Raw genomic sequence first — 21289 nt, 5'->3', positions numbered from 1 at the left:
TAAGGCATGACTAAAGTTCTTGGGGAACTCATGCTAACCATTGGCGTGGTTCTTTTACTCTTTGCATTCTATGAAGCCTATTGGACAAATGTAGAATCCGGGCAGTTGCAAGAAGAGGCGAGTGCCGATCTTGAAGAGCAATGGAGGAACCCACGCCAGAAGATGGAGCCGGAATTGGGCGAGGCATTCGCCCAGCTCTACATTCCCACCTTTGGTTCTGACTATCACTTCGCCATCATTGAGGGCACCAATGAAGATGATCTGCTCCGCGGTCCTGGTCGCTACGTAGATTCCCAGATGCCGGGGGAGATGGGAAACTTTGCCGTTGCCGGCCACCGCGTGGGCAAGGGGGCTCCCTTTAATGATCTAGGCAAGCTGGAGACCTGCGATGACATCGTGGTGGAGACGCAAACGGAGCGAATCACCTATCGCGTACTGCCCATTGATGGAGAGCAGGCGGATTGCTTTAACGGAATACCGCCGGAGTATTCCCACGTGGTTGGCCGGCATATTACAACGCCTGGCGATGTCTCAGTGACCAACCCAGTACCAGAGTCTGACGCCGCGCCGAATCGCGAGATCCTTACCCTGACCACGTGCCACCCGCAATTTTCCAATGCGGAGCGCATGATTGTGCACGCTATGGAAGTAGAAAAAGAGGAGAAATAATGTATCGCGCTTTATGGAATTTTTTGCCGGGGCCGACACCGGTGAAAGTCATCTTGGCCATCGCCATTGCGGTGGGAGTTTTCTTCCTGCTGATGGAGGTTGTATTCCCGTGGCTGTCGCCAATGATGCCGTATAACGATGTCGCGGTCTAAAGGCCTAAGTTCGCAATCGCCTCGTGGGCGATCTGCTCTGATTTAACCGTTTGTTGCTGGTTGCTCCAGACCAGCACCGCGTGCGTGTCCTTCTGCACGGCGTATACGGCGTGTTCATCGACCACGCCCCGGCCGCCTTCCCAACCGTCAAAAGAGGCGGGTTCGGTGGCGTCGATAGGTGCGGCCCAATCCACTGCGGCGCGAGCGTCTTCGGCCGTGGGCATATCCCGCACGATGACGGTGGCTTGTGGATCGTCCTGATAAGACCAGAATACGCAGGCTGGGGTGGGAAAGCGCGTGTCGATGCCCTGTTTGGTCAGGCGCTGGCCGTTGGTTTTTTCTAGCCAGCCGGGGCCGATATAGGGGCAATCGCTCCAGTCATTGACCTCCGCGGTCTGAGAGACGTTAACCTCGGGTGCTTGCGATGATTCTGGGGTTACCGGGGTGTTTGGCGCAGGGGCGGGCGTGGATGAATCGCAGCCGGCGATCCCAAAAGCGGCTAGGGTGAAAAGGGGAAGTAGGCTTTTGCGCATGAACTCCACAATAGACCGGGATACCGATGCACTCCGCACCGGCATCCATATCCTCACCGCTGGCCTGCTGGTGGTCGGCATTTTCACCTCGGCGCGGATGCCGCTTTCCCAAGCGATTATTAACCTGCTGCTCTTGGTGGGTTTTGCGGCGGTATTTTTCGCGGGCTCGGTGTACGGGGAGAACTGGGCTAGGCCGGTGCGCTACCTATGGCTATGCATCCTATCGGTGCTGTGGATAGCGGACCTTTCTGTGGCTCCAGCGGCAATCTATTTGGTCTTCGCGATGTTCTTCCTGTACCTCACGGTGCTGGATATGGCGGCGGGCATAGTCTGCGTTATTGGAGCCTCAATCATCACCGTGGCGGTGCAGATACCGCAGGGGCTAACTTTTGGCGGGGTGATGGGACCGGCAGTTTCGGCGCTGGTGACGATAGCGATTACCTACGCTTTCCGTACGCTGTCACGGATGAATAAGGAGCTGATAGAAACTCGTTCGCAGCTAGCGGCCACGGAGCGCGATGCTGGCATGGTGGCCGAGCGTCAGCGCATTGCGCACGAGATTCATGACACCCTTGCCCAAGGGCTGTCTTCTATTCAAATGCTTTTGCATTCGGCGGACCGCGATTTGGATAAGCAGGACGTGGACAAGGCGCGAGAGCGAATTGAACTGGCCCGAAGGACGGCCGCGGATAATCTGCACGAGGCACGGGCGATGATTGCGGCCTTGCAGCCGCCAACGCTCAATGAGGCTTCCCTTGAGGCGGCGTTGACCCGCATGGCGGAGAATTTTGGTGCTACTGGAGATATCCACGTAGAGGTGGAATCCGAAGGTGAAGTACAACAGTTGCCCATGAAGGTGGAGGCGGCGTTATTGCGGATTGCGCAGGGGGCTGTGGGGAACGTCGTCAAGCATGCAGGGGCGAGCCGCGCCCGGATTACGGTGACCTATGAGGGTGATGAGGTGCGCCTGGACGTGGTGGATAATGGCAAGGGCTTTGATCCGGCTGCGGTGGAGAGTACCCCTGCAGGGCTGGGACATATTGGGCTGGCCGCAATCAGGCGCCGCGCGCAGGAGCTAGGCGGGGAGGTCATTATTGAATCCGCGCCGGGGGAGGGCACTGCTGTGTCAGCTAGTATGCCCTTAAACAGCCGAGTAGATTAAACTTTTGGTTGACAATGACATCGATAGGAGGAATGTCGTGATTCGGGTCCTATTAGCAGATGACCACGAAATCGTCCGGCTAGGCTTGCGCTCCGTGCTGGAGGGCGCAGAAGATATCGACGTCGTAGGGGAGGTCGCTACGGCCGAAGCTGCGGTTTCGGCTGCGCAGGCGGGCGGCATCGATGTCATCCTGATGGACCTGCGCTTTGGCGCCGGCGTGGAAGGGACCCGCGTTATGGGTGGTGCGGAGGCTACCGCGCAGATTCGATCCGCCATGGCCACCCCGCCCAAGGTTCTGGTGGTCACTAACTATGACACCGATGCGGATATTCTCGGCGCGATTGAGGCCGGCGCCGTGGGCTATCTCCTCAAGGATGCACCACCGCAGGAGTTGCTCGCGGCGGTACGCTCGACTGCGGAGGGCGATTCGGCGCTTTCTCCTATCGTGGCCGATAGGCTAATGACTCGCGTACGCACGCCGCGTACTTCCCTTACACCGCGCGAGTTAGAAGTATTGCAGCTGGTGGCAGCCGGTGCTTCAAACCGCCAGATTGGACAAGATCTTATGTTGTCTGAGGCCACCGTGAAGTCCCACCTTGTGCACATTTATGACAAGTTGGGTGTGCGTTCGCGCACCTCCGCCGTGGCGGCTGCGCGCGAGCAGGGCGTGCTCTAGTTGGCAGCGTTATAGGCCTCGATGACGTCCTGCGGGATCTTGCCCCGGTGCGCCACTGGCAGCCCTTGGGTGCGTGCCCATGCGCGGATCTGACTCGGATTGGCGCGCTGTGCATTGATGTCCGGGGCAACGCGGGCGGCATCCACGTAGGGGGCGAGAAGATTATGGAAGCGACGCGCGTTATCCGTGGAGAGATCGATAAGGTAGTTTTGACCGTTCACGCTGAAGTGAATGACTTCTAGCTGGTCTTCGGGAATTAGGGTGTGGTCCAAGTCGTCGTAAAATTGGGTCACTTCACGGCGGGACATTTTGCCTCCAATTTTCTAAATGCACACCAAGCAAAGAGAGCATTAATGGTGTTTCAGGGATAGGGCGATTAGAAGATTATCCGCATCTTTTTCTGGCTGAAAAGACTTTCCCCGAAAAATTCCGGAACTTTATGGAAAATAAATATATGCCACCACCGCCCCCTATTCGGTGGTGGCATAAATGATTTTACTGGGCCAGACGCTGCTGGATTTCCGCAGTAATGGAGTCAATCTCCGAGCTAATGGTCTTGTGTGCGCGGCGGCGCTGCTGCTTAGTCATAAACTCAGCATTGTCGATGGCGGAGTCTACTTCCTGGAGGCGGTCGCGCACATCGCGCTTGAATCCGGCCGGGATATCCGTGTTATCGAGGGAATTGCGGATACCTGCGGTGCGGGCCTTGAGCGGGGCACCGTAGCCGGAAAAGGAAGCCATCTGGTCTGAAGTTACGCCGGCTTTGGCGGCCTTTCGCTTTTCGCCTTCGGTTTTCAAGCCTACATAGCCGCGGTAGAGAAGTGGCAGCAGCAGGGGAGCGGCGGTGCGCAGTGCACCGGCGTAGCGCTTGACGTTATCGGAATTAAAACGGCCGGCCTTGAGCTTGGCCAGTTCATTCTTGGCCATCTTCTCCTCGTGCTTGCGGCGCTTCTTTAGCCCCTTTTCCTCAGACTTGATGAGGTGCTTTTCCTGCTTGGCCAGGAGCTTTTGCTGGCGACGGCGGTCTTTAGACTGGGCCTTTACCTCTGCCTTAGCGCGGGTCTTGGCAGCCTTTGCCTGTGCGCGTGCTTCTTGGCGGGCCTTTTTAATTTTCTTCAGAATGCTCATTTAATTTCCCTCACGTTTGATCGAGTCTGGATTCAACTTTACCTTGCCATTCTATTAAGCTCACCCGGTGTGGAGGATGTGGTTGTTGCTTCGGACCTTGTGGGATGCCGTTACCGCTTAGTGCAGCGGCGTGCGCACCCCGAGATGCCGCGTACCCATGCCTCGATTGCCCGGGCGGAGCGCCACGCCGCCGCCGTGGAGGCGGTCATGCAGATGCTTCCGCGCAGGGGTTCCGGTCGTTTCCGCCGCATCGATTTAGAAGGCGATGAGTGGGAGCGCTCCATGCGCACCCTTGAGGCTGTGGTTTCCGGATATACGCACATCACCAATGCGGTCTTTGCTACCGAGGAGTGGATGGTGCACGTGGATGTGCTGCTGCGTGAGGGCGATAAATACACCCCGATCATCGTCTCCAATCATCGTGTGGCCCGCAAGAATGACACGAAGACGACGCTGGCGGTGCCCACCCACAGGTTGGGGCTGAGCGAGCCGCTCGAAGCCCCGTATAAGCTGCGCCACCATGCGGTGGATGGCTACCGCTTAGCTTTTGCCGCTCGTGCTTTGCAGGATCTAGGGCTTGATTCGGGCCGGGGCGGAGCCATTGGACAGGATCGCACGCGAGCATTTTTTACTGACACGGCCAGGTTTGATCTGGAACGCGCGTGGAATCAGCCGCTGCCTACTGCGCCGGTACGGGTTAAAGAGTGCGCTAGCTGCCGCTTCTGGTCTTTGTGTGAACCAGAGTTGGTGGCGGCGGATGATATTTCGCTCTTTTTATCCGGCGACCGCGCTAAGCCTTACCGCGAGCGAGGTATTACTTCCGTGCAGGCGCTTATCGAAGCCGACCTGGGCGAACCCTCCCGCCTCGCAGCCGCCTGGCGCGCCGGGGAAGTATTGTTGCGCCGCGGTGACGTGAACGTTCCGCGGGCGGACGTGGAAGTAGACGTGGATATGGAAGCCTACCTGGACCAGGGCGCGTATCTATGGGGAGCGTGGTACGACGGCGAGTATGTCCCTTTCGTGACCTGGGAGCCGTTGGGAGGGCGCGCCGAGGCGGAAAATTTTGCGGCCTTCTGGCGCTGGCTGATGGATCTGCGGGCGCAGGCGCATGCGCAGGGTAAAACCTTTGCTGCTTATTGCTACTCTGCCCATGGCGAGAATCACTGGATGCGTATGTCCGCGCGGCGTTTCCACGAGGTGGATGAGCGGGAGGTAGAAGAGTTCATCTCCTCGCCCGAGTGGGTGGATATGTTTGCCCACGTTAAAAGATCCTTCGCCGGCCCCTTTGGCCTGGGCCTGAAGGTTGTTGCGCCTGAGGCTGGGTTTACGTGGCCAGAAGAGGATTTCGACGGCGAAGAATCCGTGAATGCGCGGCGCGAGGCGCTAGCCGGGGACCTCGTGGCGCGGCAGCGTTTGCTGGACTATAACTCCGGCGATGTACAGGCCACCCGCGCGGTACGCGAGTGGATGGATGCCGGAGCACCGGGGGTTAAAGCGCTGTAAATAGGGCGTACACGACCGCGAGGATCGCTATGCCCATATATACCTGGTTCCATTCAGGTCCCGGCTTGGGATCTGGGCCCTCCGCCTTTTTCATTAAGACCTGTTTCTGGGCTTTGACCGCTCGGGCGATGAGCACGGGGTAGACAGCCAGAGAAAGGATGCACAGAAGGGAGGCGGCCACCTTGAGCAGGGAAATATCGGTACCGATCCAGATGAGTAGCCCGCCATTGACGAATGTGGCACGCAATAAGCCGAGTTTGTCTAGCTGCTGTAGGCCCGCTCGGACGGCAGAGGGGCCGCCACCCATGGTGGTGGGCAAGAGGTAACTCATGACGCCGATGAGGAGCTGACCGGCAAACCCCACCAGCAAGGCGAGGGAAGGCAGTGCCGGTTCAGGGGTGAAAAAGTGCTGGACGGTGTAATACGCCAAAGACAGCACCAGCCATAACGAGGCCATAAGGACGGAGACCGAGGCGAAAGTAATGCGATCGCGCGGGTCTTTAGCCACTGTGAGCACGTTGTCGAGCCACTGCTGCAGACTCAGTACCCAACCGCAGCAGTACATGATTAGGCCCAACTGGGGGAATCCGAGGAAGGCCCCAATGATGGTGGCGGCCACGCCGACGGCGAGCAGGGCAAAGGAGGAACGCATGTGGCGATTGATACCTTGGGTGCGCCAAATGGAGGGGAAAAGGATGGTGAGGGAGCCGGCCGCTGCCAAGCCGATGAAACCGCCGATATTGGCGGCGATATGGGCGAGCAGCAGCGTAGGGTGGCCGGGGTGGACCGCTAGCAGTGCGCCAAACATGGCGCCTACCGGCAGGCAGAGGGCGGAAAGTGCATAGGCGCCCACCACCGGCCGGAAGCGCTTTTCTTTGGCGCCGCGCCATTGCCGGAAGAGCGATGCCGCATGCCAAAGCATCATGAGAGTAATGAGCGTGGCTCCCACCTGGGTGACTATCCAGTGATGGGACCAGAATTCCATAAGGACTTGGCCGAGTAGCGTGATGATGATGCCGGCATTGAGGCCATAGATGCGACCCAATTGGGTGGGCCGGGCGGAATCGGGGAGGCGCTGTTGGGTGAATTTTTCCGTCAGGTGCTGTGACCAGACCATGATGCTATTGCTCACTAGTCCGAGGGTGAACAGGTGAATGAGCACCCATCGGTAGTTCGGCACCAGGGTATGCGTGGCACCCACGAGGATGAAGACCATCATCCACAGAGATACGGGCCGAGAGGCCCTTCGGTGCCACGTCCGCGCCGACCACTTATTCTCAGGCATAAAACCGATATTAGTCGGATTTAATCCTGGTCCAAGTCAGTGCGCTAAGGCTAAGGGCCACCGCGGTGAAGAAGGCAATGAAGAGGGGCCAAGAAAGGGCGTCGAAAAGCATGCCTGCACACGCTCCCACCACAGAAGAGCCGAAATAATAGCAGAATACGTACATCGAGGACGCCTCCGCACGGTCATGGGTGGCAATCTGGCCTACCCACCCGGAGGCAGTGGAGTGGACGGCGAAAAAGCCCACGGTAAAGGCGATCATGCCCAGGAGCGTCATGGGAAGGTTACCGGCGCATAATGCGATGCCAAGGGTAAAAAGTGCGGCCGAAGCACAGAGGGTTTTCCCATGCCCGATCCGTGCCACGAGAGAGCCCGCCCGCGCAGAGGACCACGTGCCGGAAAGATAGAAGAGGAAGGCCAAACCGGCGAGTGAAGGGGCCAACCCAAAATCATCGATGAGCCGGAAGGTCAGGAAGTTGTACATGGAGACAAATGTGCCCATAGAGAGGAACGCGGTGAGAAAGAGCAATGCCAAATCCCGGTTAGCCCAGTGGCCGAAAAGCGCCCGACTTTCGCTGGTGAGATGGATGGATTTCGGCCGGAAATTGCGTTGCGCGGGAAGCAGGAGCCACGACGTGATGGCAAAGGCGAGCGAAACTAGCGCTGAACCAAAAAGGGCCCAGCGCCACGTGGAAATCTCTACCAGCCCGGTAGGAATGAGACGGCCGGTAAGGCCGCCGACGGAGGTGCCTGCAATGTAAAGCCCCATGGCGCGCGGCAGCGCTTTATCATCGAGTTCTTCAGAAAGCCATGCCATCGCGGTAGCAGGGGCACCGGAGAGGAGAGCGCCCTGCAGGCCGCGCAGCAAAATAAGATGCCATCCTTCGGCAGCGAGCGGCACAATGAGCCCCACGCTGGTGGCGGAAACGGCCGAAATAAGCAGGATACGGCCGCGGCCGAAGCGTTCGGAGAGGATGGAAGCGGGGACGACGCACAGGGCCAGCGCACCCGTGGCGGCCGATACGGTCATGGCCGCCTCGGTGGAGGAAAGACCCATGTTTTGTACCAGCGTGGGAAGAATAGCTTGGGTGGAATAAAGGCTGGAGAAGATGGCCAAGCCCACTAGGAGCATGGCTACCGTTGCACGCCGCGTTCTAGTCATGTCATTTAGCCTGCCTTGTGGCACTGCATGTGTAAAATGTGGAAAATTACAAAAAGCGATGCGGAGCATGCATGAATGTTGAAGATATCCGCGGCTTCCTCGCCGTGGTGGATTACGGTCGGGTTGGCGCTGCGGCCGATGAGCTGGGGATTTCCCAATCTGCACTGACCCGCCGCGTACAGCGCGTAGAAGCAAGCCTCGGTGCCCGTCTTTTTGAGCGCACTGGGCACACCCTGCATGTAAACTCGCGCGGAACCGTCTTCGCTGCGACAGGACGGGAAATGCTCCGCGCCTATGAGTCAGGCCGGGACGATGTAGCCCGCCTCATGGACCCCGAACGAGGTACCGTGCGCCTTGATTTCATGCACTCGCTCGGCACCTGGCTGGTTCCGGATCTGATCAAAAGTTATCGCGAGCTGCACCCCCACGTGGATATTCGCCTGCACCAAGGGGCGGCGCAAGAGCTGGTGAGCAGAGTAGAAAATGGCGAATCCGACCTCGCGCTGGTAGGCCCGCGGCCGAATGCCGCATTGGGCTGGCACCAGATAAAGGTGCAGCGCCTAGGTCTTGCGGTACCGGAAGGCCACTGGGCAGCACACCGGCAAGAGGTAGATCTTGCGGAATGTGCGGCCGAGCCGTTCATCGGCATGCTTCCCGGCTATGGCACGCGCATGCTCCTTGATGCCCTGGCGGAAGATGCCGGCTTTAGTCCCCACCTTGTTTTCGAATCGATGGAGCTTACCACCGTTGCGGGGCTGGTAGCGGCCGGCCTTGGGGTGGCGCTCTTGCCGCTGGATGATCCTTATCTACAGGTGGGAAGCCTAGTTCCCCTTACGCCGCCGGCGTACCGCGAACTCGGTTTGGTGTGGCGCGCCGGGGACGATGCGCCTCCGGTGCAGCAATTCCGGGAGTTTATCCGGGCATAGAAAAGGCCGCCCCAGAGGGGGCGGCCTGTGTAACTAAAAGGAGTTACTTGGTGGCTGCAGCGAAGCGCTCAGCAACGTCATCCCAGTTGAAGACGTTCCATACGGCCTTTACGTAATCAGCCTTAACGTTCTTGTACTGCAGGTAGAAAGCGTGCTCCCACATATCCAGCATCAGCAGCGGGGTGAAGTTGATGGAGGTATTACCCTGCTGATCAGTCAGCTGCTCGATGATCAGGCGGCCAGCAATGTGGTCGTAGCCCAGAACTGCCCAGCCAGAGCCCTGCAGGGAGGTAGCGGCAGCGGAGAAGTGAGCCTTGAACTTCTCAAAGGAGCCGAAGTCGCGGTTGATAGCTTCTGCCAGCTCGCCGGTTGGCTCGCCGCCACCATTCGGGGATAGGTTCTTCCAGAAGATGGAGTGGTTGGTGTGGCCACCCAGGTTAAATGCCAAGTTCTTGGACAGGGCACGGATACGATCCGGGTTAGCCTCGCCGTTGCGCTCTTCCTCGAGCGCCTCGAGTGCAGCGTTAGCGCCAGCAACGTAGGTTGCGTGGTGCTTATCGTGGTGGAGCTCCATGATCTCTGCGGAGATGTGTGGCTCCAGTGCGTCGAATGCGTATGGGAGGTCAGGAAGTTCGTAAACAGCCATTAATTTAATCCTTTCTTCGGGTACGTGTCCCGATGATAGGCACGGTTGAAAGATTTCGCCATGATTAATTCGAGTTGTGGAACCAGCGCGAAAATTAACTGGCTGTGGAATAGCTTTTCGCAGTACAACGTTGGGAAGAAGGAATAAGGAAGGAGCTATGCCTCATGTGGATGTTTAAACCAGAGCCCAAGCTCGTTGCCGCAGACCAAGCCCTGTCAGGGCGAGCCGAACCGATTCTGGCCCCTGCCCCGCATGCTGTTTTAGGAACGCCGATTACCGGACCGTGGAAAGAAGGGCAGCGCTCCATCCTCATTGCACTGGGATGTTTCTGGGGTGCGGAGAAGATGTTCTGGGAGACAGAAGGAGTGGAGTCCACCTCGGTGGGCTATGCGGGTGGCACTACCCCGAATCCTACGTATTACGAGGTATGCCGCGGACTGACCAACCATGCCGAGGTGGTTCAGGTGGTTTATGACCCGCAACGCATCAGCCTGCGTGATCTTGTGGTGCAGGCCCTTGAGGCGCATGATCCCACCCAGGGCTTCCGTCAGGGCAATGATGTAGGCACGCAATATCGCTCTGCCTTCTATCCACGCACGGAGGATGAGCGGGCAGAAATCCAGGACATCGTGGATTCCTATGCAAACAAGCTCAAGGAATTCGGATTCGGAGATACCACCACGGAGGTTAAACTTCTCTCCGATACAGATTCCGGGGAGTACTACCTAGCTGAGGACGAGCATCAGCAGTATTTACATAAGGTGCCCAATGGATACTGCCCGCACCACAGCACCGGGGTGAAGTGCGATTAAGCGTCGCGCCGGATGAAGCGGGCAATCTTCTTAGCCAACTTTGGGGTGAGCGATTGGCGCGATTGGGATCCTAAAACCTCGTCCCAATACCAGAGCATTTCCTCAAAATAGTTGTGTCCGTGCCCGCCGGGGACGTTGAGGGAATTGATTTGGTCCAAGCCAATTTGCCACCAGGTAATAAATGGCACCCAGTGCAGCTGCCGGAAGGTATCCGCGTGCAGGGCCTCCGGCTGCGGTTCATGGATCCATGTGGGCCTGCGCACAAGGAGATTCAGGTCCCACCACACGATGGCGTCGGAAGCGTGTTGGGCAATGAGCATGCGGGGCCGGCGCCAGGTATGGGCGAAGTCGTTGCCAAAGGCGTCGTGCAGCGTGTGGTCCGGGGCCGCTGCGTAGCGCACATGTTTACCGCCATCGATAACGGGCAGACGTTCCAAAGAGCCAATGTCTCGGCGCAAACGCTGGGTAAAATGCGTCATGCGTGGAGGGCCGGAAAAGACGGCGCCATTGCAGGCAGAAAGTAGGTCCTCCACATTATGGTAGTTATCCATAATGGCGTAGGCTCCAAGCGATTCACCTGCAAAATAGAGCCGAGGGCGGTTTTCCTCCGGTAGCTTATCTATTTCTTCTTGTATCACCCGAATCAATTCGCGGGCTGCCTGCTTCGGGGCGTTTTTATCTACAAGGTAAGCAAAGACCGAAGGCAGATAGGAATATTGCATGGTGACGGTGACGCAATCACCGCCGGTTAAAAACTCATAGGAGCACGCGCCCCAATTATTTATCCATCCCGAACCCGCAGGCATCTGGATAACAATAGTTTCGCGCCTTAGGGCACCAGTGCGCTCGAGTTCGGCGCGAACTTTCTCTGCGGATTGCCGGAAGGAACGCCCCGGAATGTATCCGGCATAGATGCGGATGGGCTCTTTCGCATTGATTCCCGTTGCCATGCGGATATCGCGGGCGCGGGGGCCATTAGAAACAAAGCGGCGCCCCTGCTGCCCCAGCGCCGACCACGGCTCGAGCGACCACGGGCTACCGGACCGCTCCGGCTCCCAAGGCATGGAGGTGCCGGGGAAAATTTGCTTATTGATTCTTTGCGCTTGGTGCGAAAGTGAGCGCAACCAGCGCCGAAAAACCACGCGATCAGAAAGGGCAAAGGCCGTTAGGCTCAGTCCTGCGGTAACAACCGGCCAAGCGATAAGCGCCGGAACCCAGCGTCCCAACTGGCGCGATAATTTAGTAACGGCCAGCTGTGTGGCTTCCCCGATAAGCAGTAGTGTGCCATAGCCTGCGGTGCCAGCGGCCAAGCCGATCGCCGCCGTAACGGGCCCGCGCACGAGCTGTTTATTTACTAACTCCGCCTGCTTTTTCTGGTTGCGCAACGAAAGTACGGCATTAAAGGCGGTGCCGGCGCCGATAGCAAGGTGCAGGATCTGTCGATGTTGTGGCCCCAGGCGGTCCTGGGGGCGCTTACCAATGCTGTTGAGTAGGAAGCTTGTCGAAGCCGCCCCCAAATGTCCGATGCCCTGGCCAATGGCTACATTGGCGGCAGTCACCCACCACGGGCGAGGGAGGAGAGAGGGTGAAATTGCTGCCCACGTGGCTAATTCCGCACCCAAAATTCCAGCCGACATATTGGGCGGTAAGGTTTGCCGGCTGGTCATACGGACGATGGGCGTGAGATCCGCGGCTACGCCAAGAGCGATTAGTGCAGCGCGGCGGAGAGCGCGTTTCATAATGCCCGATTGTCCCAGATTTCGGTGGGAATTTCAGGGTGAGATCTAGCCCGTGCAAAACCCCCCAAAAAGTTGCACAATGGGGTCATGGCAAATCATGTAGGAAACAAGGTAGTTCTCATCGGCGCCGGCGACGTGGGAGTCGCCTACGCCTTCGCTCTCATCAACCAAAGCATCGTTGACCACCTGGCAATCATCGACATCGATGAAAAGAAGCTAGAGGGCAACGTCATGGACCTCAATCACGGCGTTGTTTGGGCCCCCACCCGCACTCGCGTCACCAAGGGCACCTACGCCGATTGCGCAGACGCCGATATGGTTGTCATCTGCGCCGGTGCCGCACAGAAGCCGGGCGAAACCCGCCTCGACCTGGTGGGCAAAAACGTCAAGATCATGAACAGCATCGTCTCCGATGTCATGGCCAATGACTTTGACGGCATCTTCCTTGTCGCCTCCAACCCAGTGGACATCCTGACCTACGCCGTATGGAAGGCCTCCGGCCTGGACCACAAGCGAGTCATCGGCTCCGGCACCGTGCTGGACTCCGCTCGCTTCCGCTACATGTTGGGTGAGCTAGAAGGCGTTGCCCCGAAGTCCGTTCACGCCTACATCGTGGGCGAGCACGGCGATTCCGAGCTGCCGGCCGTCTCTACTGCCAATATCGCTGGTGTTCCGTTGTCCAAGAAGTTCGACACGGATCCGGAGTACGCTGAGCGCATCGAGAAGATCTTCGAAGATACCCGCGATGCTGCCTACTCCATCATTGATGCCAAGGGTTCTACCTCTTTCGGCATCGGCATGGGCCTAGCCCGCATTACCGCCGCCGTCATCCAGAACCAGGACGTGGCTCTGCCAGTGTCTGCGTATCTGCAGGGCGAGTACGGCGTAGAAGATCTCTACATCGGCACTGCCGCCATTATCAATCGTTCCGGCATCGTGCGCGCGATTGAGCTGCAGCTCAATGAGCACGAAAAGGAGCGTTTCGATGCTTCTGCGAAGACCCTGAATGACATCAAGGAAGAGTTCTTCGGCTAGTGAAGATTGTCGCCCACAGGGGATACTCCGGAAAATATCCAGAGCTATCCCCTCTAGCTTTTGAGAAGGCTTTAGATTTGCCAATTCATGGCGTCGAGTGCGATGTGCGCTTGACGCGCGATGGAAAGGTAGTGGTCCAACACGATCCCACGTTGGACCGCACTGCGGGGCGCCCCGGCCGCATTTCCAAGCTGGACTGGGAAGAATTGCGCGGCGTGGACATCGGTTCGGGCCAACGCATGATGCTTCTCGATGAACTCTTGGAGCTACTCGAGGGCAAACCGCACCACCTATACATCGAGACCAAGCACCCCTCCGGGCAGGGCGACATCCTGGAGGAGCAAACGGTGCTGCGCCTGCGTTATGCAGGGCTTTTCGACGATCCCCGGATCCACATCATTTCCTTTTCCCACCATGCCATTCGGCGGATGCAAAACTTGGCGCCGCATATGGACCGGATTTATCTCCGCCGCGATTGGGAACGCCACGTCAACCGGCCCGATGTGATGTTGTCCAAGCCCACCGCTCTGGGCGTATCCTTGCTGCGTGCGAAGCTACAGCCAGCAATTATCGGTGCCCAGGGATTGCCTACTTACCTGTGGACCGTAGATAAGCCGGAGGATATGAAGTGGGCGTGGGCCAATGGGGTGGATATGCTCGCTACCAACCAACCCGAAGTGGCCCTGCATGCCATTGAGCTCTAGTAACCAGGTATCTTGGAAGCATGGCCAAGAAGAAAAAGAACAAGGAACAGCTGCCTGATGGCATGTCCCGCCGCCAGGCAAAGCTCGCCGCCCGCGCCAAGGAGCGCGCTGCCCTAGAAAAGGATCCCCGCCCCTACGGTGGACTTGCTGCAGAGGCCAGCCTGGTCGCCATGCAGGAGTTCGTCCCCTCCGCTTTTGCCAAGCTTGAGGTCAAGGGCTGCGACAAGAACGTATATGTAGCCACCGTCTTGCCGGGTGCTTCTGCTGCGCTAATTCGTGATGCCGAATTTGGCGGCGATGCCTTCGTGGGCTTGCAGGTACAGTCGCATACCCATAACCCGGGCCGCGACCTCGCCTTTGCCCTCAACTGGGTGAAGAATAATGAGCCTGGCGCCACCCTGGAATCCACTGCGGCTGATGGCTCGGAGCCGAAGCTGGAAGAGCTTATCGACGCCTCCGCAGCCCTCGACGTGCAGGTGCACCAAGACTTCGAATGGTGGATCCCGGAGGGTGCACAGGTCACCCCGCAGATTGCGCAGTCCCTACGCGCAGCTAATGATTCCGTCATCGAATCCCACGAAGTGGGCGAGAACATCACCGGCGCTGCTTTCTGGGCAAATGCCGGCGGTGGCAAGGCCCATATTCGTTGGGTCCGCCCGAGTGACGATGAATCCGCATTCTTGAATGCGCTGGCACGCGTAGCCGCCCGCGGTGAGCTGAACCTCGGTGAAGATACCAAGTTTGCCGGTGTCTTCCGCACCCACGGCCTTATTGCCCCAGTCTTTGACTTGGATCCAGAGGTTGACCACGCTTCCTATGAGGACCACCTCACCCGCGTGGATAAGGCCCTGGAGGAGGAAATTTCTAATGATGCTCAGCTCAGCGCCGATGAGCGCAAGCAGCTCGAAAACATCAAGTCTCGCCAGGTGACCTTGCGTTAAAGACATAAAAAATGGCACCTCCTGTGGCGGAGGTGCCATTTTTTGATCCCTATTTGAGGGAATCCCACAACCCAGAGGCTGCTTCCTCGTCCCAGAGGACTACGTTGCCTACCTCGGTGTCTTGGAACCCACCGATGGGGACGGTTTCTGTTTCCACACCGGAGCCCATGGCAAGCGCCACGCGGGCAAGATGCCAGACGTGGTCACCGTTGCCCACGATGAACGAGGAAGCGGTGTGGTTGACCAAGGAGTAGGCGCGGAATGGGTTGATAATGGTGGCAGGAGAAGCCACCTTATCCAGCAAAGCGGAGAAGAATTCGCGCTGGCGCTGCACGCGGTCTAGGTCACCCATGGCAGTAGCACGGGTGCGCACGTAGCCCAAGGCATCGCGTCCCTTGAGCTTTTGGCAGCCGTCTTGGAGATCGATGCCGGCGAGCGGGTCATTGATGGGTTCTTTCACGCACACGTCCACACCGCCGACAGAATCGACCACATTGGCCAGGCCACCCATGCCGATTTCGGCATAGTGGTCGATGTGCAGACCGGTTGTCCCTTCAACGGTTTGGGCGAGTAGCTGCGGTCCACCGTAGGTAAAGGCGGCATTGATTTTGTCCATGCCAAAACCGGGGACCTCTACGTAGCTATCGCGCGGAATGGACACGAGCTTGGCCTTGCCGGTGCGGGGAATGTGCAGCAGCATGATGGTATCGGTACGGCCTTCACCTACATCGCCGCCGGTGCCCAGTTCGGCCTGCTGTTCCTCGCTGAGGCCCTGACGAGAATCGGAACCGACGAGCAACCAATTGGTGCCGGCGGTATTAGACACTTGGTCTTCTGGAAGCGCTTCGACACGGGTGAGGCGAGCATCGGTCCAAAACATGAAGACGAGGTTGAATACCAAGAGGACAACAAGCGCCATACCAATACAACCGAGGGCGCGCTTGGCCGGATTGACCTTCTTGCGGCGGCTATGCGGGCGCTGGCGGGGCGCAGGTCGGGGTTCGGTCCGACGGGGTGGGCGTTGCTGCGCTCGGTATTGACTCGGGTAGCGGCTCGGCGTTGGGGGTGGGGTGCGGCGCGGTGGCTGTTGCTGCCGCTGTGGCTGCGGAGCGCGGAAGGATTGCTGTTCCGGTTCGACGCGCCGCGGCGTCGGGCGGGCGGAGGAACGGCGTCGAATGGGGCGGCCGTATCGATCCTTGAGGGGACGCCCATCGGCCCCAAGGACGAATTCAGTGGAGGAACCGTCGCCGGCGCGGCGGGCCTCCCTATGCGGATCTCGTCCTGATTCAGTCATGCGCTATACCTTACAAGGTGCGGGGAGTTTCGCCCGCTTCGCGACGTCCCCCTAAGGGCATTTTCACAGGAAGGAATAACCCACGAAAGCGACGGCGTCGATAAGAAAATGCGCTATGACTAACGGCCATACTCGCCCCGTGCGGTGGTAGTAGTAGCCATAAACGAACCCCATGATGATATTGCCACATCCAGCAGAAACTCCTTGGTAGAGGTGGTAAGAACCGCGCAAGACAGAGCTCGCGGCAAGTATTGTCAGCAGGGACCAACGGGCCTGGCGCAAGCGCGTCATAAACCACATCACCACCACGGTTTCCTCCGCAAAGGCATTAGCCGCTGCCTTAAAAAGGGAAACGGGAATGTGCACCCAAGCATTGGCAAAATCGCCGGGGATAACCTCTTTGCTCCACCCGAAGTGGACTGACGTGAAATATAGGGCGAGTCCCGGAATTCCAATAAGTGCGGCAAGCCCTGCCCCCTCCAGCCAGTCGCGGGCGCGGTAGGCGCGCGGGAAAATATGGTCCTTAGCCAGCAGGAAGAGCGCTAAGGCACCATAGGAGCAGAGTACAGCGGCCGAGCACAGCTGCAGGCCCATATCCACCCAGGCTAAAGAGGACTGGCTGGAGTTGAGCGTGACCGATTGCTCATTGAGCCGCTGCGGTGAGGCGAAGGAATTGATGAGGTTCAACACCGCCCGCACCCCGGAAATACCAAAGGTGAGGGTGAGGACGATGAGCAGTTCGGCGCGTAGAGACTTGGTCATGGGTGCAGGATGTGGGCGAGGCCGAGCAGGGAGGCGTCGGAAAGCGTAATGCCCCCTAGGTGTACTCCCACCGGTGGGTGATTGGGAATGGTCCACGGCACGGAAATGGCGGGAAGTTGGGCCATATTAAACAGCGAACCCCACGGGGACCACTGGGTCTGGGCTGCGAAATTCTCCTCATGGGACAGAGACAGGAAATATCCGGTGCGCGGTGGATCCGTGGTCAGCATCGGGGTGAGGATGGCATCTACGCCCCACTCTTGGGCCAGTAGGTCCGGCAGCTGCCGAACGTGTGCCCGCGCCGCGGCCACCTCAGCAGAGCTGACGCGCCGCCCCTGCTGGGCAATCCACTCGGCGTAGCCTTCTGCTGGGTGAAGCTCCGCTAGGCGGGAGGTAAAAATATTCCGGAAATGCGCAAAGGTAGCCCGAGCCTGAGGGTAGGGGGAAATGGGCACTACCTGAAAGCCGGCTGCCTGTAGGCGCTGGGCGGCCTCGCGGGCGGCGCGGAGGTGGTGCGCAGCGACGCTGGCATCGCAGAACAACGGCTCCAGTAGCAGACCGATGCGGGCGCGCGGGGTGATCATGCGGTGCCCATGCAAAAACGCATTATCTGCCACGGTCCGGGTAATAAAGCCCTGCACGCCCAGCTCCGCACCCGCCGGTTTGAAACCCACGACGCCGCAGGCCGCGGCCGGCACGCGGATGGATCCGCCGCCATCGCTGGCGTGGGCTGCTCGCAGCAATCCTCGTCTGACTTGCACCGCCGCGCCACCCGAAGAACCACCCGGGGTGCAGCCGGGGTAGAGGGGATTATCGGGGTGGGGCAGGCCCACCGGTTCCGTATCTACACGCAGGCCAAGTTCCGGAGCGGAGGACTTGCCGATGATGCGCGCACCCTGCTTTTCCAAGCCCTCTATGAAGGAATCGCTACGCTCAGGGTAGTAGGTACGATCGATGTTTCCCAAGGTAGTGGGCATGCCGCGGACATCGCAGAGATCCTTAGCGGACAGGACCCAGCCGCTTAGCCGGCCGTAGGCGGAAGGCTTGCGGTCCAGATCCACGTAGGTAAAACCATGCTCCTCTGGGGCAAGGCCGCGCAGGTCCGCGCGGAGCTGTTCTACGGAAAAGTCCATGGGGCACCAGTCTAGTGGGCTAAGGTGACGAGCATGACTACCACCATCGCCTTCCTTGGACCGGCCGGAACGTTTACGGAAGCGGCCGTGCACAAGTTTGCCGCGCATATGCCGGAAGTAGAGACCATGCCGGTTGGCTCTCCATCGGAAGCGGTGGCCGCGGTGCGCGCCGAGCAGGCCGAGTATGCCTGCGTAGCTATTGAAAATTCCGTCGATGGCGCGGTAACCACCACCTTTGATGCCCTTGTAGAGGGAGAACCGGTGCAGATTTACCGCGAGGTGGATATCCCCGTGGCCTTTAGCATCATGACCCGGCCGGATGCGGAGGATATTAAACGGCTCAGTACCCACCCGGTGGCTTTCCAACAAATCCGCGGGTGGGTAAAAGAACACCTGCCGGAGGTTGAGTTCGTGCCGGCTAGCTCCAATGCGGCTGCGGCCGAGGCTGTGGCCCGTGGGGACGCTGATGCCGCGGCGGCGCCAGCGCGTGCGGCCGAGATCTTTGGCTTGGAGACCATCGCCCAGGGGGTGGCGGATATAAAGGGCGCGGCAACACGGTTTGTTTTGGTGGGGCGCCCGGGAAAACCAACCGCGCGTACCGGACAGGATCGCACGAGTGTTATCTTCACCCTGCCTAATGAGCCGGGCAGCCTGGTGGGGGCACTGCAGGACTTTGCGCACCGTGGGGTGGACCTTTCCCGGATCGAGTCGCGTCCTAAGCGGGAGGCCTTTGGGGAATACCGTTTCTATGTAGACCTCATTGGGCATATTGAAGACCAACCGGTGGCAGAGGCGCTCCGGGCATTGTGGTTGCGGGCGCAGAACGTGCTCTTCCTTGGTTCTTGGCCGGCGGCAACCCCCGCAGGCAGGCCGCCGCGCGATCTTGCCGCGGCGGATGAATGGGTAGCGCGGGCACGCAGGGGCCAATAATCTAGAGGCATGCCCGGAAGAATCATCCTGCTGCGCCATGGCCAGACCTATTCCAATATTTCTCGTCTTCTTGATACCCGCCCGCCTGGGGCCGAGCTTACTGAGCGCGGGCGCGACCAAGCCACGGAGGTCGGCCGTGAGCTAGCGCAGTTGGTGGGCGAGCGCGAGGTGGAATTTAAATGTTCCATTGCCCTGCGCGCTCAGCAGACTGCGATGCTGGCGGCACGCGCCTTTGAACAAGAGCGCGGTATGCCCGAGTTTTCCCAGCGTGTGGACGTGATTGCCGGAGTGTACGAGATTTCTGCCGGCGATTGGGAAATGGACGGCAGCGAGGATGCCCACCGTTCGCACATGGTGGCCATGCGCGGCTGGTGCGATGGCGAGCAGGACGCCGGCATGGAAGGTGGCGAGACCCTAGAGGATGTGCTGGCGCGCTACCAGCCGGTGCTGGAGGGCATTGCGGGCCAGCTTGCCGACGACCATGATGTCATCCTTGTCAGCCACGGCGCGGCCATCCGCGTGGTCACCAAGCATGCCACGGGGGCTGATGCCGACTTTGCCTATACCGGCTATCTGCCCAATTGTCGCTTCATGGTGATGGAGCCGCGCGGCAAGGACTTTGGGCAGTGGACATTGACCCGTTGGGCAGATACGGAGCTCTAGCCCCAACCTAGGCGGTGCAGCTCCTCTTCCTCGAGGCCAAAATAGTGGCCGAGCTCGTGGAAGACGGTGACTTTAACCTGTTCCGCTAGTTCTTCCTCGCTACCAGCCCAGCGCTGCAGCGTCTTGCGATAAATAAAGATCGCATCGGGCAGGAAACCAGTGTGATCGAAGGTGCGGTGGGGCAGCGCCACGCCTTCATAGAGCCCTAGCAACATGGGGTTATCGGGGTTTTCATCTTCGACCAAAATAACGAGGTTGCGCATGCGGCGCACAAATTCCTCGGGGACCTGATCCAGCGCCTCGTTGACCATTTCATCGAAGCGCTCTTCCGAAACCTCCACCATTAGGGTGCTGGGGCTGGTGCAGGGGCGGCGGATTCGGGCGCTGGCTTATTGTCCTTATCCTCGCGCAGCGGATTGCGCTCAGGTCGCTCCTCCGGCGGCTTGCCATCGATAGTCAGGGCCTGACGGCCACCGGTAGCGGAACCGGTGATGGCAGAGAAGCCGCCGCCTGCGCGGGCATGCACGAGGAAGCAATTGACGGACTTGGTGCCACCATTCCATGAGGCCTCGGTGATAGAACCCCAGAACGGTTGCAGCGTGGATTGATAGAGCTGTTCTTCGCCGCCGAGGTAGTCCTCGGTAGCGGCGGTGCAGGTATCGGAAAGGAATTTGTCCATATCCTTGCCATCCGGGTAGCCATCAGGGAACTGCTTGCCCACATCAATGACGGATACGGTTTCCATCTGGTGCGGCTTAGCGCATTCAACGACGTGTGGAACCTGCTTGTCATCGATGGCCAAGCATTCGCCCGGCTTGGTGAGGTTGGCCTGCTCGGAGGCTTCTACGTTGCCGTGATTAAGCTGCGGTACGCCGTGGTCATCGGTGGTTTGCAGGCCACAGAGTAGGGTGCGGTCGCCGCGATCCCAGGCAGACTGCGGCGGGAGAATGGATGCTACGTCGTACTTGCCGTTGGGATCCCACTTGCCGTGCAGGTAGTTCACGGTGGCGGATTCGCACAGCTCATCGCGCAATTGGTGTTGGCGGGTAAGTGCCGGGCGAGTAGCATCTGGTCCGAATTCGCTGGTGGGGTACACACTTAAGTCTTCGGTCTTGGAGACCTCGAAGCGGTGCTGTTCGGAACAAGGTACTTCCTTGAACCCTGTGGCGGAGCCATCTTTCGCGATATCCCACGTCAAGCAGGCACCAGCGGCCGCGGCGGTGAAAGGTTCCGGTTTAGGGGCAGCGGTTTCTGAATTATCCCCGCTATCGTGCTGCTGGGCAGCGGTGGTCTCATCGCTGCCCGATTTCTGGGAGCTGATAACGCCGTAGATGCCCATGAAAACGGCCGCCGCGATTGCCGCAATCAAGACAATCTGGACGGCCACAGCGGAACGCCACGCAGGTGATTTCTTCATAAGGCCCCTAATCTTAC

At 59.1% G+C, this 21289-nt stretch carries 24 protein-coding genes; 12 read left to right on the top strand and 12 right to left on the bottom strand.

The genetic code is table 11. The annotated features are described in order from the left end of the window. Positions 1-6: 6 nt before the first annotated feature. Together ACLI1M_RS11260 and ACLI1M_RS11255 are read left to right on the top strand one after the other, a co-directional pair. The gene (locus tag ACLI1M_RS11260; RefSeq protein ID WP_200288526.1) at positions 7-669 is read left to right on the top strand and encodes a class E sortase; all 663 of its coding nucleotides are present in this window, start codon (positions 7-9) and stop codon (positions 667-669) included. Next, complete coding sequence (locus tag ACLI1M_RS11255; RefSeq protein ID WP_023020115.1) at positions 669-821, top strand: hypothetical protein; 153 nt, start codon at positions 669-671, stop codon at positions 819-821. Before ACLI1M_RS11260 ends, ACLI1M_RS11255 begins: the two co-directional genes overlap by 1 nt. Here ACLI1M_RS11255 and ACLI1M_RS11250 read toward each other — a convergent pair. Next, positions 818-1354: a DUF2020 domain-containing protein gene (locus ACLI1M_RS11250; protein ID WP_034655585.1), complete on the bottom strand. Its 537-nt coding sequence runs from the start codon at positions 1352-1354 to the stop codon at positions 818-820. The two genes, ACLI1M_RS11255 and ACLI1M_RS11250, sit on opposite strands and share 4 nt — an antisense overlap. Here ACLI1M_RS11250 and ACLI1M_RS11245 point away from each other — a divergent pair. Beyond that, entirely contained in the window at positions 1353-2516 is a 1164-nt protein-coding gene (locus ACLI1M_RS11245; RefSeq protein ID WP_239208182.1) for a sensor histidine kinase, read from the top strand. The two genes, ACLI1M_RS11250 and ACLI1M_RS11245, sit on opposite strands and share 2 nt — an antisense overlap. Positions 2517-2553: 37 nt before the next feature. Continuing rightward, positions 2554-3192 (top strand): LuxR C-terminal-related transcriptional regulator, encoded by a 639-nt coding sequence (locus ACLI1M_RS11240; RefSeq protein WP_023020112.1) that lies wholly within the window; start codon positions 2554-2556, stop codon positions 3190-3192. On the opposite strand, the gene ACLI1M_RS11235 is transcribed toward ACLI1M_RS11240, so the two are convergent. After that, on the bottom strand, positions 3189-3500 hold the full coding sequence (locus tag ACLI1M_RS11235) for a histone-like nucleoid-structuring protein Lsr2 (protein ID WP_023020111.1): 312 nt from the start codon (positions 3498-3500) through the stop codon (positions 3189-3191). The two genes, ACLI1M_RS11240 and ACLI1M_RS11235, sit on opposite strands and share 4 nt — an antisense overlap. A 187-nt stretch (positions 3501-3687) precedes the next feature. Next, on the bottom strand, positions 3688-4320 hold the full coding sequence (locus ACLI1M_RS11230; RefSeq protein WP_023020110.1) for a DUF6474 family protein: 633 nt from the start codon (positions 4318-4320) through the stop codon (positions 3688-3690). A gap of 69 nt (positions 4321-4389) precedes the next feature. On the opposite strand from ACLI1M_RS11230, the gene ACLI1M_RS11225 reads away from it, so the two are divergent. Further along, positions 4390-5823: a TM0106 family RecB-like putative nuclease gene (locus ACLI1M_RS11225; protein ID WP_248099942.1), complete on the top strand. Its 1434-nt coding sequence runs from the start codon at positions 4390-4392 to the stop codon at positions 5821-5823. Here ACLI1M_RS11225 and ACLI1M_RS11220 read toward each other — a convergent pair. Both ACLI1M_RS11220 and ACLI1M_RS11215 read right to left on the bottom strand, forming a co-directional pair. Then, on the bottom strand, positions 5810-7108 hold the full coding sequence (locus tag ACLI1M_RS11220; RefSeq protein WP_248099944.1) for a copper oxidase: 1299 nt from the start codon (positions 7106-7108) through the stop codon (positions 5810-5812). The two genes, ACLI1M_RS11225 and ACLI1M_RS11220, sit on opposite strands and share 14 nt — an antisense overlap. A gap of 10 nt (positions 7109-7118) precedes the next feature. Next, positions 7119-8270 (bottom strand): MFS transporter, encoded by a 1152-nt coding sequence (locus ACLI1M_RS11215; RefSeq protein ID WP_023020107.1) that lies wholly within the window; start codon positions 8268-8270, stop codon positions 7119-7121. Between the two features lie 71 nt (positions 8271-8341). Between ACLI1M_RS11215 and ACLI1M_RS11210 the strand changes: the two genes are divergently transcribed. Further along, positions 8342-9196, top strand: a complete 855-nt coding sequence (locus ACLI1M_RS11210; protein ID WP_023020106.1) for a LysR family transcriptional regulator — start codon at positions 8342-8344, stop codon at positions 9194-9196. Between the two features lie 43 nt (positions 9197-9239). Here ACLI1M_RS11210 and ACLI1M_RS11205 read toward each other — a convergent pair whose 3' ends face one another. Beyond that, entirely contained in the window at positions 9240-9842 is a 603-nt protein-coding gene (locus ACLI1M_RS11205; protein ID WP_005325362.1) for a superoxide dismutase, read from the bottom strand. A 164-nt stretch (positions 9843-10006) separates the two neighbouring features. Between ACLI1M_RS11205 and msrA the strand changes: the two genes are divergently transcribed. After that, positions 10007-10654 carry a peptide-methionine (S)-S-oxide reductase MsrA gene (msrA, locus tag ACLI1M_RS11200; RefSeq protein WP_023020105.1) on the top strand — a complete coding sequence of 216 codons (648 nt, stop codon included), beginning with the start codon at positions 10007-10009 and terminating at the stop codon, positions 10652-10654. Here the strand turns inward: msrA and ACLI1M_RS11195 are convergent. Then, positions 10651-12393: an alpha/beta-hydrolase family protein gene (locus ACLI1M_RS11195; protein ID WP_023020104.1), complete on the bottom strand. Its 1743-nt coding sequence runs from the start codon at positions 12391-12393 to the stop codon at positions 10651-10653. The two genes, msrA and ACLI1M_RS11195, sit on opposite strands and share 4 nt — an antisense overlap. 87 nt (positions 12394-12480) lie before the next feature. Between ACLI1M_RS11195 and ACLI1M_RS11190 the strand changes: the two genes are divergently transcribed. Genes ACLI1M_RS11190 through ACLI1M_RS11180 form a run of 3 tightly spaced genes read left to right on the top strand, consistent with a single transcriptional unit; the run spans position 12481 to position 15073 of the window. Next, the gene (locus tag ACLI1M_RS11190) at positions 12481-13428 is read left to right on the top strand and encodes an L-lactate dehydrogenase (protein ID WP_023027783.1); all 948 of its coding nucleotides are present in this window, start codon (positions 12481-12483) and stop codon (positions 13426-13428) included. Further along, positions 13428-14132 (top strand): glycerophosphodiester phosphodiesterase family protein, encoded by a 705-nt coding sequence (locus tag ACLI1M_RS11185; RefSeq protein ID WP_023020102.1) that lies wholly within the window; start codon positions 13428-13430, stop codon positions 14130-14132. Before ACLI1M_RS11190 ends, ACLI1M_RS11185 begins: the two co-directional genes overlap by 1 nt. 20 nt (positions 14133-14152) lie before the next feature. Further along, on the top strand, positions 14153-15073 hold the full coding sequence (locus tag ACLI1M_RS11180; protein ID WP_023020101.1) for a DUF5926 family protein: 921 nt from the start codon (positions 14153-14155) through the stop codon (positions 15071-15073). A gap of 49 nt (positions 15074-15122) precedes the next feature. Here ACLI1M_RS11180 and ACLI1M_RS11175 read toward each other — a convergent pair whose 3' ends face one another. The 3 genes from ACLI1M_RS11175 to ACLI1M_RS11165 all read right to left on the bottom strand — a co-directional run bounded on the left by ACLI1M_RS11175 (position 15123) and on the right by ACLI1M_RS11165 (position 18262). After that, positions 15123-16367, bottom strand: coding sequence for an LCP family protein (locus ACLI1M_RS11175; RefSeq protein ID WP_023020100.1), 1245 nt, complete (start codon positions 16365-16367; stop codon positions 15123-15125). Between the two features lie 63 nt (positions 16368-16430). Beyond that, positions 16431-17129 carry a CPBP family intramembrane glutamic endopeptidase gene (locus tag ACLI1M_RS11170; protein ID WP_023020099.1) on the bottom strand — a complete coding sequence of 233 codons (699 nt, stop codon included), beginning with the start codon at positions 17127-17129 and terminating at the stop codon, positions 16431-16433. Continuing rightward, positions 17126-18262 (bottom strand): amidase, encoded by a 1137-nt coding sequence (locus ACLI1M_RS11165; protein ID WP_023020098.1) that lies wholly within the window; start codon positions 18260-18262, stop codon positions 17126-17128. Before ACLI1M_RS11165 ends, ACLI1M_RS11170 begins: the two co-directional genes overlap by 4 nt. A 33-nt stretch (positions 18263-18295) precedes the next feature. Here ACLI1M_RS11165 and pheA point away from each other — a divergent pair, with 33 nt between their 5' ends. Continuing rightward, the gene (gene pheA / locus ACLI1M_RS11160; protein WP_023020097.1) at positions 18296-19192 is read left to right on the top strand and encodes a prephenate dehydratase; all 897 of its coding nucleotides are present in this window, start codon (positions 18296-18298) and stop codon (positions 19190-19192) included. A gap of 9 nt (positions 19193-19201) precedes the next feature. Further along, positions 19202-19855, top strand: coding sequence for a histidine phosphatase family protein (locus tag ACLI1M_RS11155; protein ID WP_248099946.1), 654 nt, complete (start codon positions 19202-19204; stop codon positions 19853-19855). Here ACLI1M_RS11155 and ACLI1M_RS11150 read toward each other — a convergent pair. Together ACLI1M_RS11150 and ACLI1M_RS11145 are read right to left on the bottom strand one after the other, a co-directional pair. After that, positions 19852-20199, bottom strand: a complete 348-nt coding sequence (locus ACLI1M_RS11150) for a metallopeptidase family protein (protein ID WP_248099948.1) — start codon at positions 20197-20199, stop codon at positions 19852-19854. The genes ACLI1M_RS11155 and ACLI1M_RS11150 overlap by 4 nt on opposite strands. Then, positions 20199-21272 (bottom strand): septum formation family protein, encoded by a 1074-nt coding sequence (locus tag ACLI1M_RS11145; protein WP_023020094.1) that lies wholly within the window; start codon positions 21270-21272, stop codon positions 20199-20201. Before ACLI1M_RS11145 ends, ACLI1M_RS11150 begins: the two co-directional genes overlap by 1 nt. Between the last annotated feature and the right edge of the window lie 17 nt (positions 21273-21289).

The sequence above is a fragment of the Corynebacterium sp. LaCa54 genome, from assembly GCF_046717495.1.
GTDB classification, from domain to species: Bacteria; Actinomycetota; Actinomycetes; order Mycobacteriales; family Mycobacteriaceae; genus Corynebacterium; species Corynebacterium kefirresidentii.
This window is presented reverse-complemented; position numbering and strand designations above follow the sequence as displayed.

Excerpts from the sequence above, each read along its gene's own strand:
- ACLI1M_RS11260 (WP_200288526.1), top strand. The coding sequence starts at position 7 with ATGACTAAAGTTCTTGGGGAACTCATGCTAACCATTGGCGTGGTTCTT.
- ACLI1M_RS11255 (WP_023020115.1), top strand. The coding sequence starts at position 669 with ATGTATCGCGCTTTATGGAATTTTTTGCCGGGGCCGACACCGGTGAAA.
- ACLI1M_RS11245 (WP_239208182.1), top strand. The coding sequence starts at position 1,353 with ATGAACTCCACAATAGACCGGGATACCGATGCACTCCGCACCGGCATC.
- ACLI1M_RS11250 (WP_034655585.1), bottom strand. The coding sequence starts at position 1,354 with ATGCGCAAAAGCCTACTTCCCCTTTTCACCCTAGCCGCTTTTGGGATC.
- ACLI1M_RS11235 (WP_023020111.1), bottom strand. The coding sequence starts at position 3,500 with ATGTCCCGCCGTGAAGTGACCCAATTTTACGACGACTTGGACCACACC.
- ACLI1M_RS11230 (WP_023020110.1), bottom strand. The coding sequence starts at position 4,320 with ATGAGCATTCTGAAGAAAATTAAAAAGGCCCGCCAAGAAGCACGCGCA.
- ACLI1M_RS11220 (WP_248099944.1), bottom strand. The coding sequence starts at position 7,108 with ATGCCTGAGAATAAGTGGTCGGCGCGGACGTGGCACCGAAGGGCCTCT.
- ACLI1M_RS11215 (WP_023020107.1), bottom strand. The coding sequence starts at position 8,270 with ATGACTAGAACGCGGCGTGCAACGGTAGCCATGCTCCTAGTGGGCTTG.
- ACLI1M_RS11210 (WP_023020106.1), top strand. The coding sequence starts at position 8,342 with ATGAATGTTGAAGATATCCGCGGCTTCCTCGCCGTGGTGGATTACGGT.
- ACLI1M_RS11205 (WP_005325362.1), bottom strand. The coding sequence starts at position 9,842 with ATGGCTGTTTACGAACTTCCTGACCTCCCATACGCATTCGACGCACTG.
- msrA (WP_023020105.1), top strand. The coding sequence starts at position 10,007 with ATGTGGATGTTTAAACCAGAGCCCAAGCTCGTTGCCGCAGACCAAGCC.
- ACLI1M_RS11195 (WP_023020104.1), bottom strand. The coding sequence starts at position 12,393 with ATGAAACGCGCTCTCCGCCGCGCTGCACTAATCGCTCTTGGCGTAGCC.
- ACLI1M_RS11190 (WP_023027783.1), top strand. The coding sequence starts at position 12,481 with ATGGCAAATCATGTAGGAAACAAGGTAGTTCTCATCGGCGCCGGCGAC.
- ACLI1M_RS11180 (WP_023020101.1), top strand. The coding sequence starts at position 14,153 with ATGGCCAAGAAGAAAAAGAACAAGGAACAGCTGCCTGATGGCATGTCC.
- ACLI1M_RS11175 (WP_023020100.1), bottom strand. The coding sequence starts at position 16,367 with ATGACTGAATCAGGACGAGATCCGCATAGGGAGGCCCGCCGCGCCGGC.
- ACLI1M_RS11170 (WP_023020099.1), bottom strand. The coding sequence starts at position 17,129 with ATGACCAAGTCTCTACGCGCCGAACTGCTCATCGTCCTCACCCTCACC.
- ACLI1M_RS11165 (WP_023020098.1), bottom strand. The coding sequence starts at position 18,262 with ATGGACTTTTCCGTAGAACAGCTCCGCGCGGACCTGCGCGGCCTTGCC.
- pheA (WP_023020097.1), top strand. The coding sequence starts at position 18,296 with ATGACTACCACCATCGCCTTCCTTGGACCGGCCGGAACGTTTACGGAA.
- ACLI1M_RS11155 (WP_248099946.1), top strand. The coding sequence starts at position 19,202 with ATGCCCGGAAGAATCATCCTGCTGCGCCATGGCCAGACCTATTCCAAT.
- ACLI1M_RS11150 (WP_248099948.1), bottom strand. The coding sequence starts at position 20,199 with ATGGTGGAGGTTTCGGAAGAGCGCTTCGATGAAATGGTCAACGAGGCG.
- ACLI1M_RS11145 (WP_023020094.1), bottom strand. The coding sequence starts at position 21,272 with ATGAAGAAATCACCTGCGTGGCGTTCCGCTGTGGCCGTCCAGATTGTC.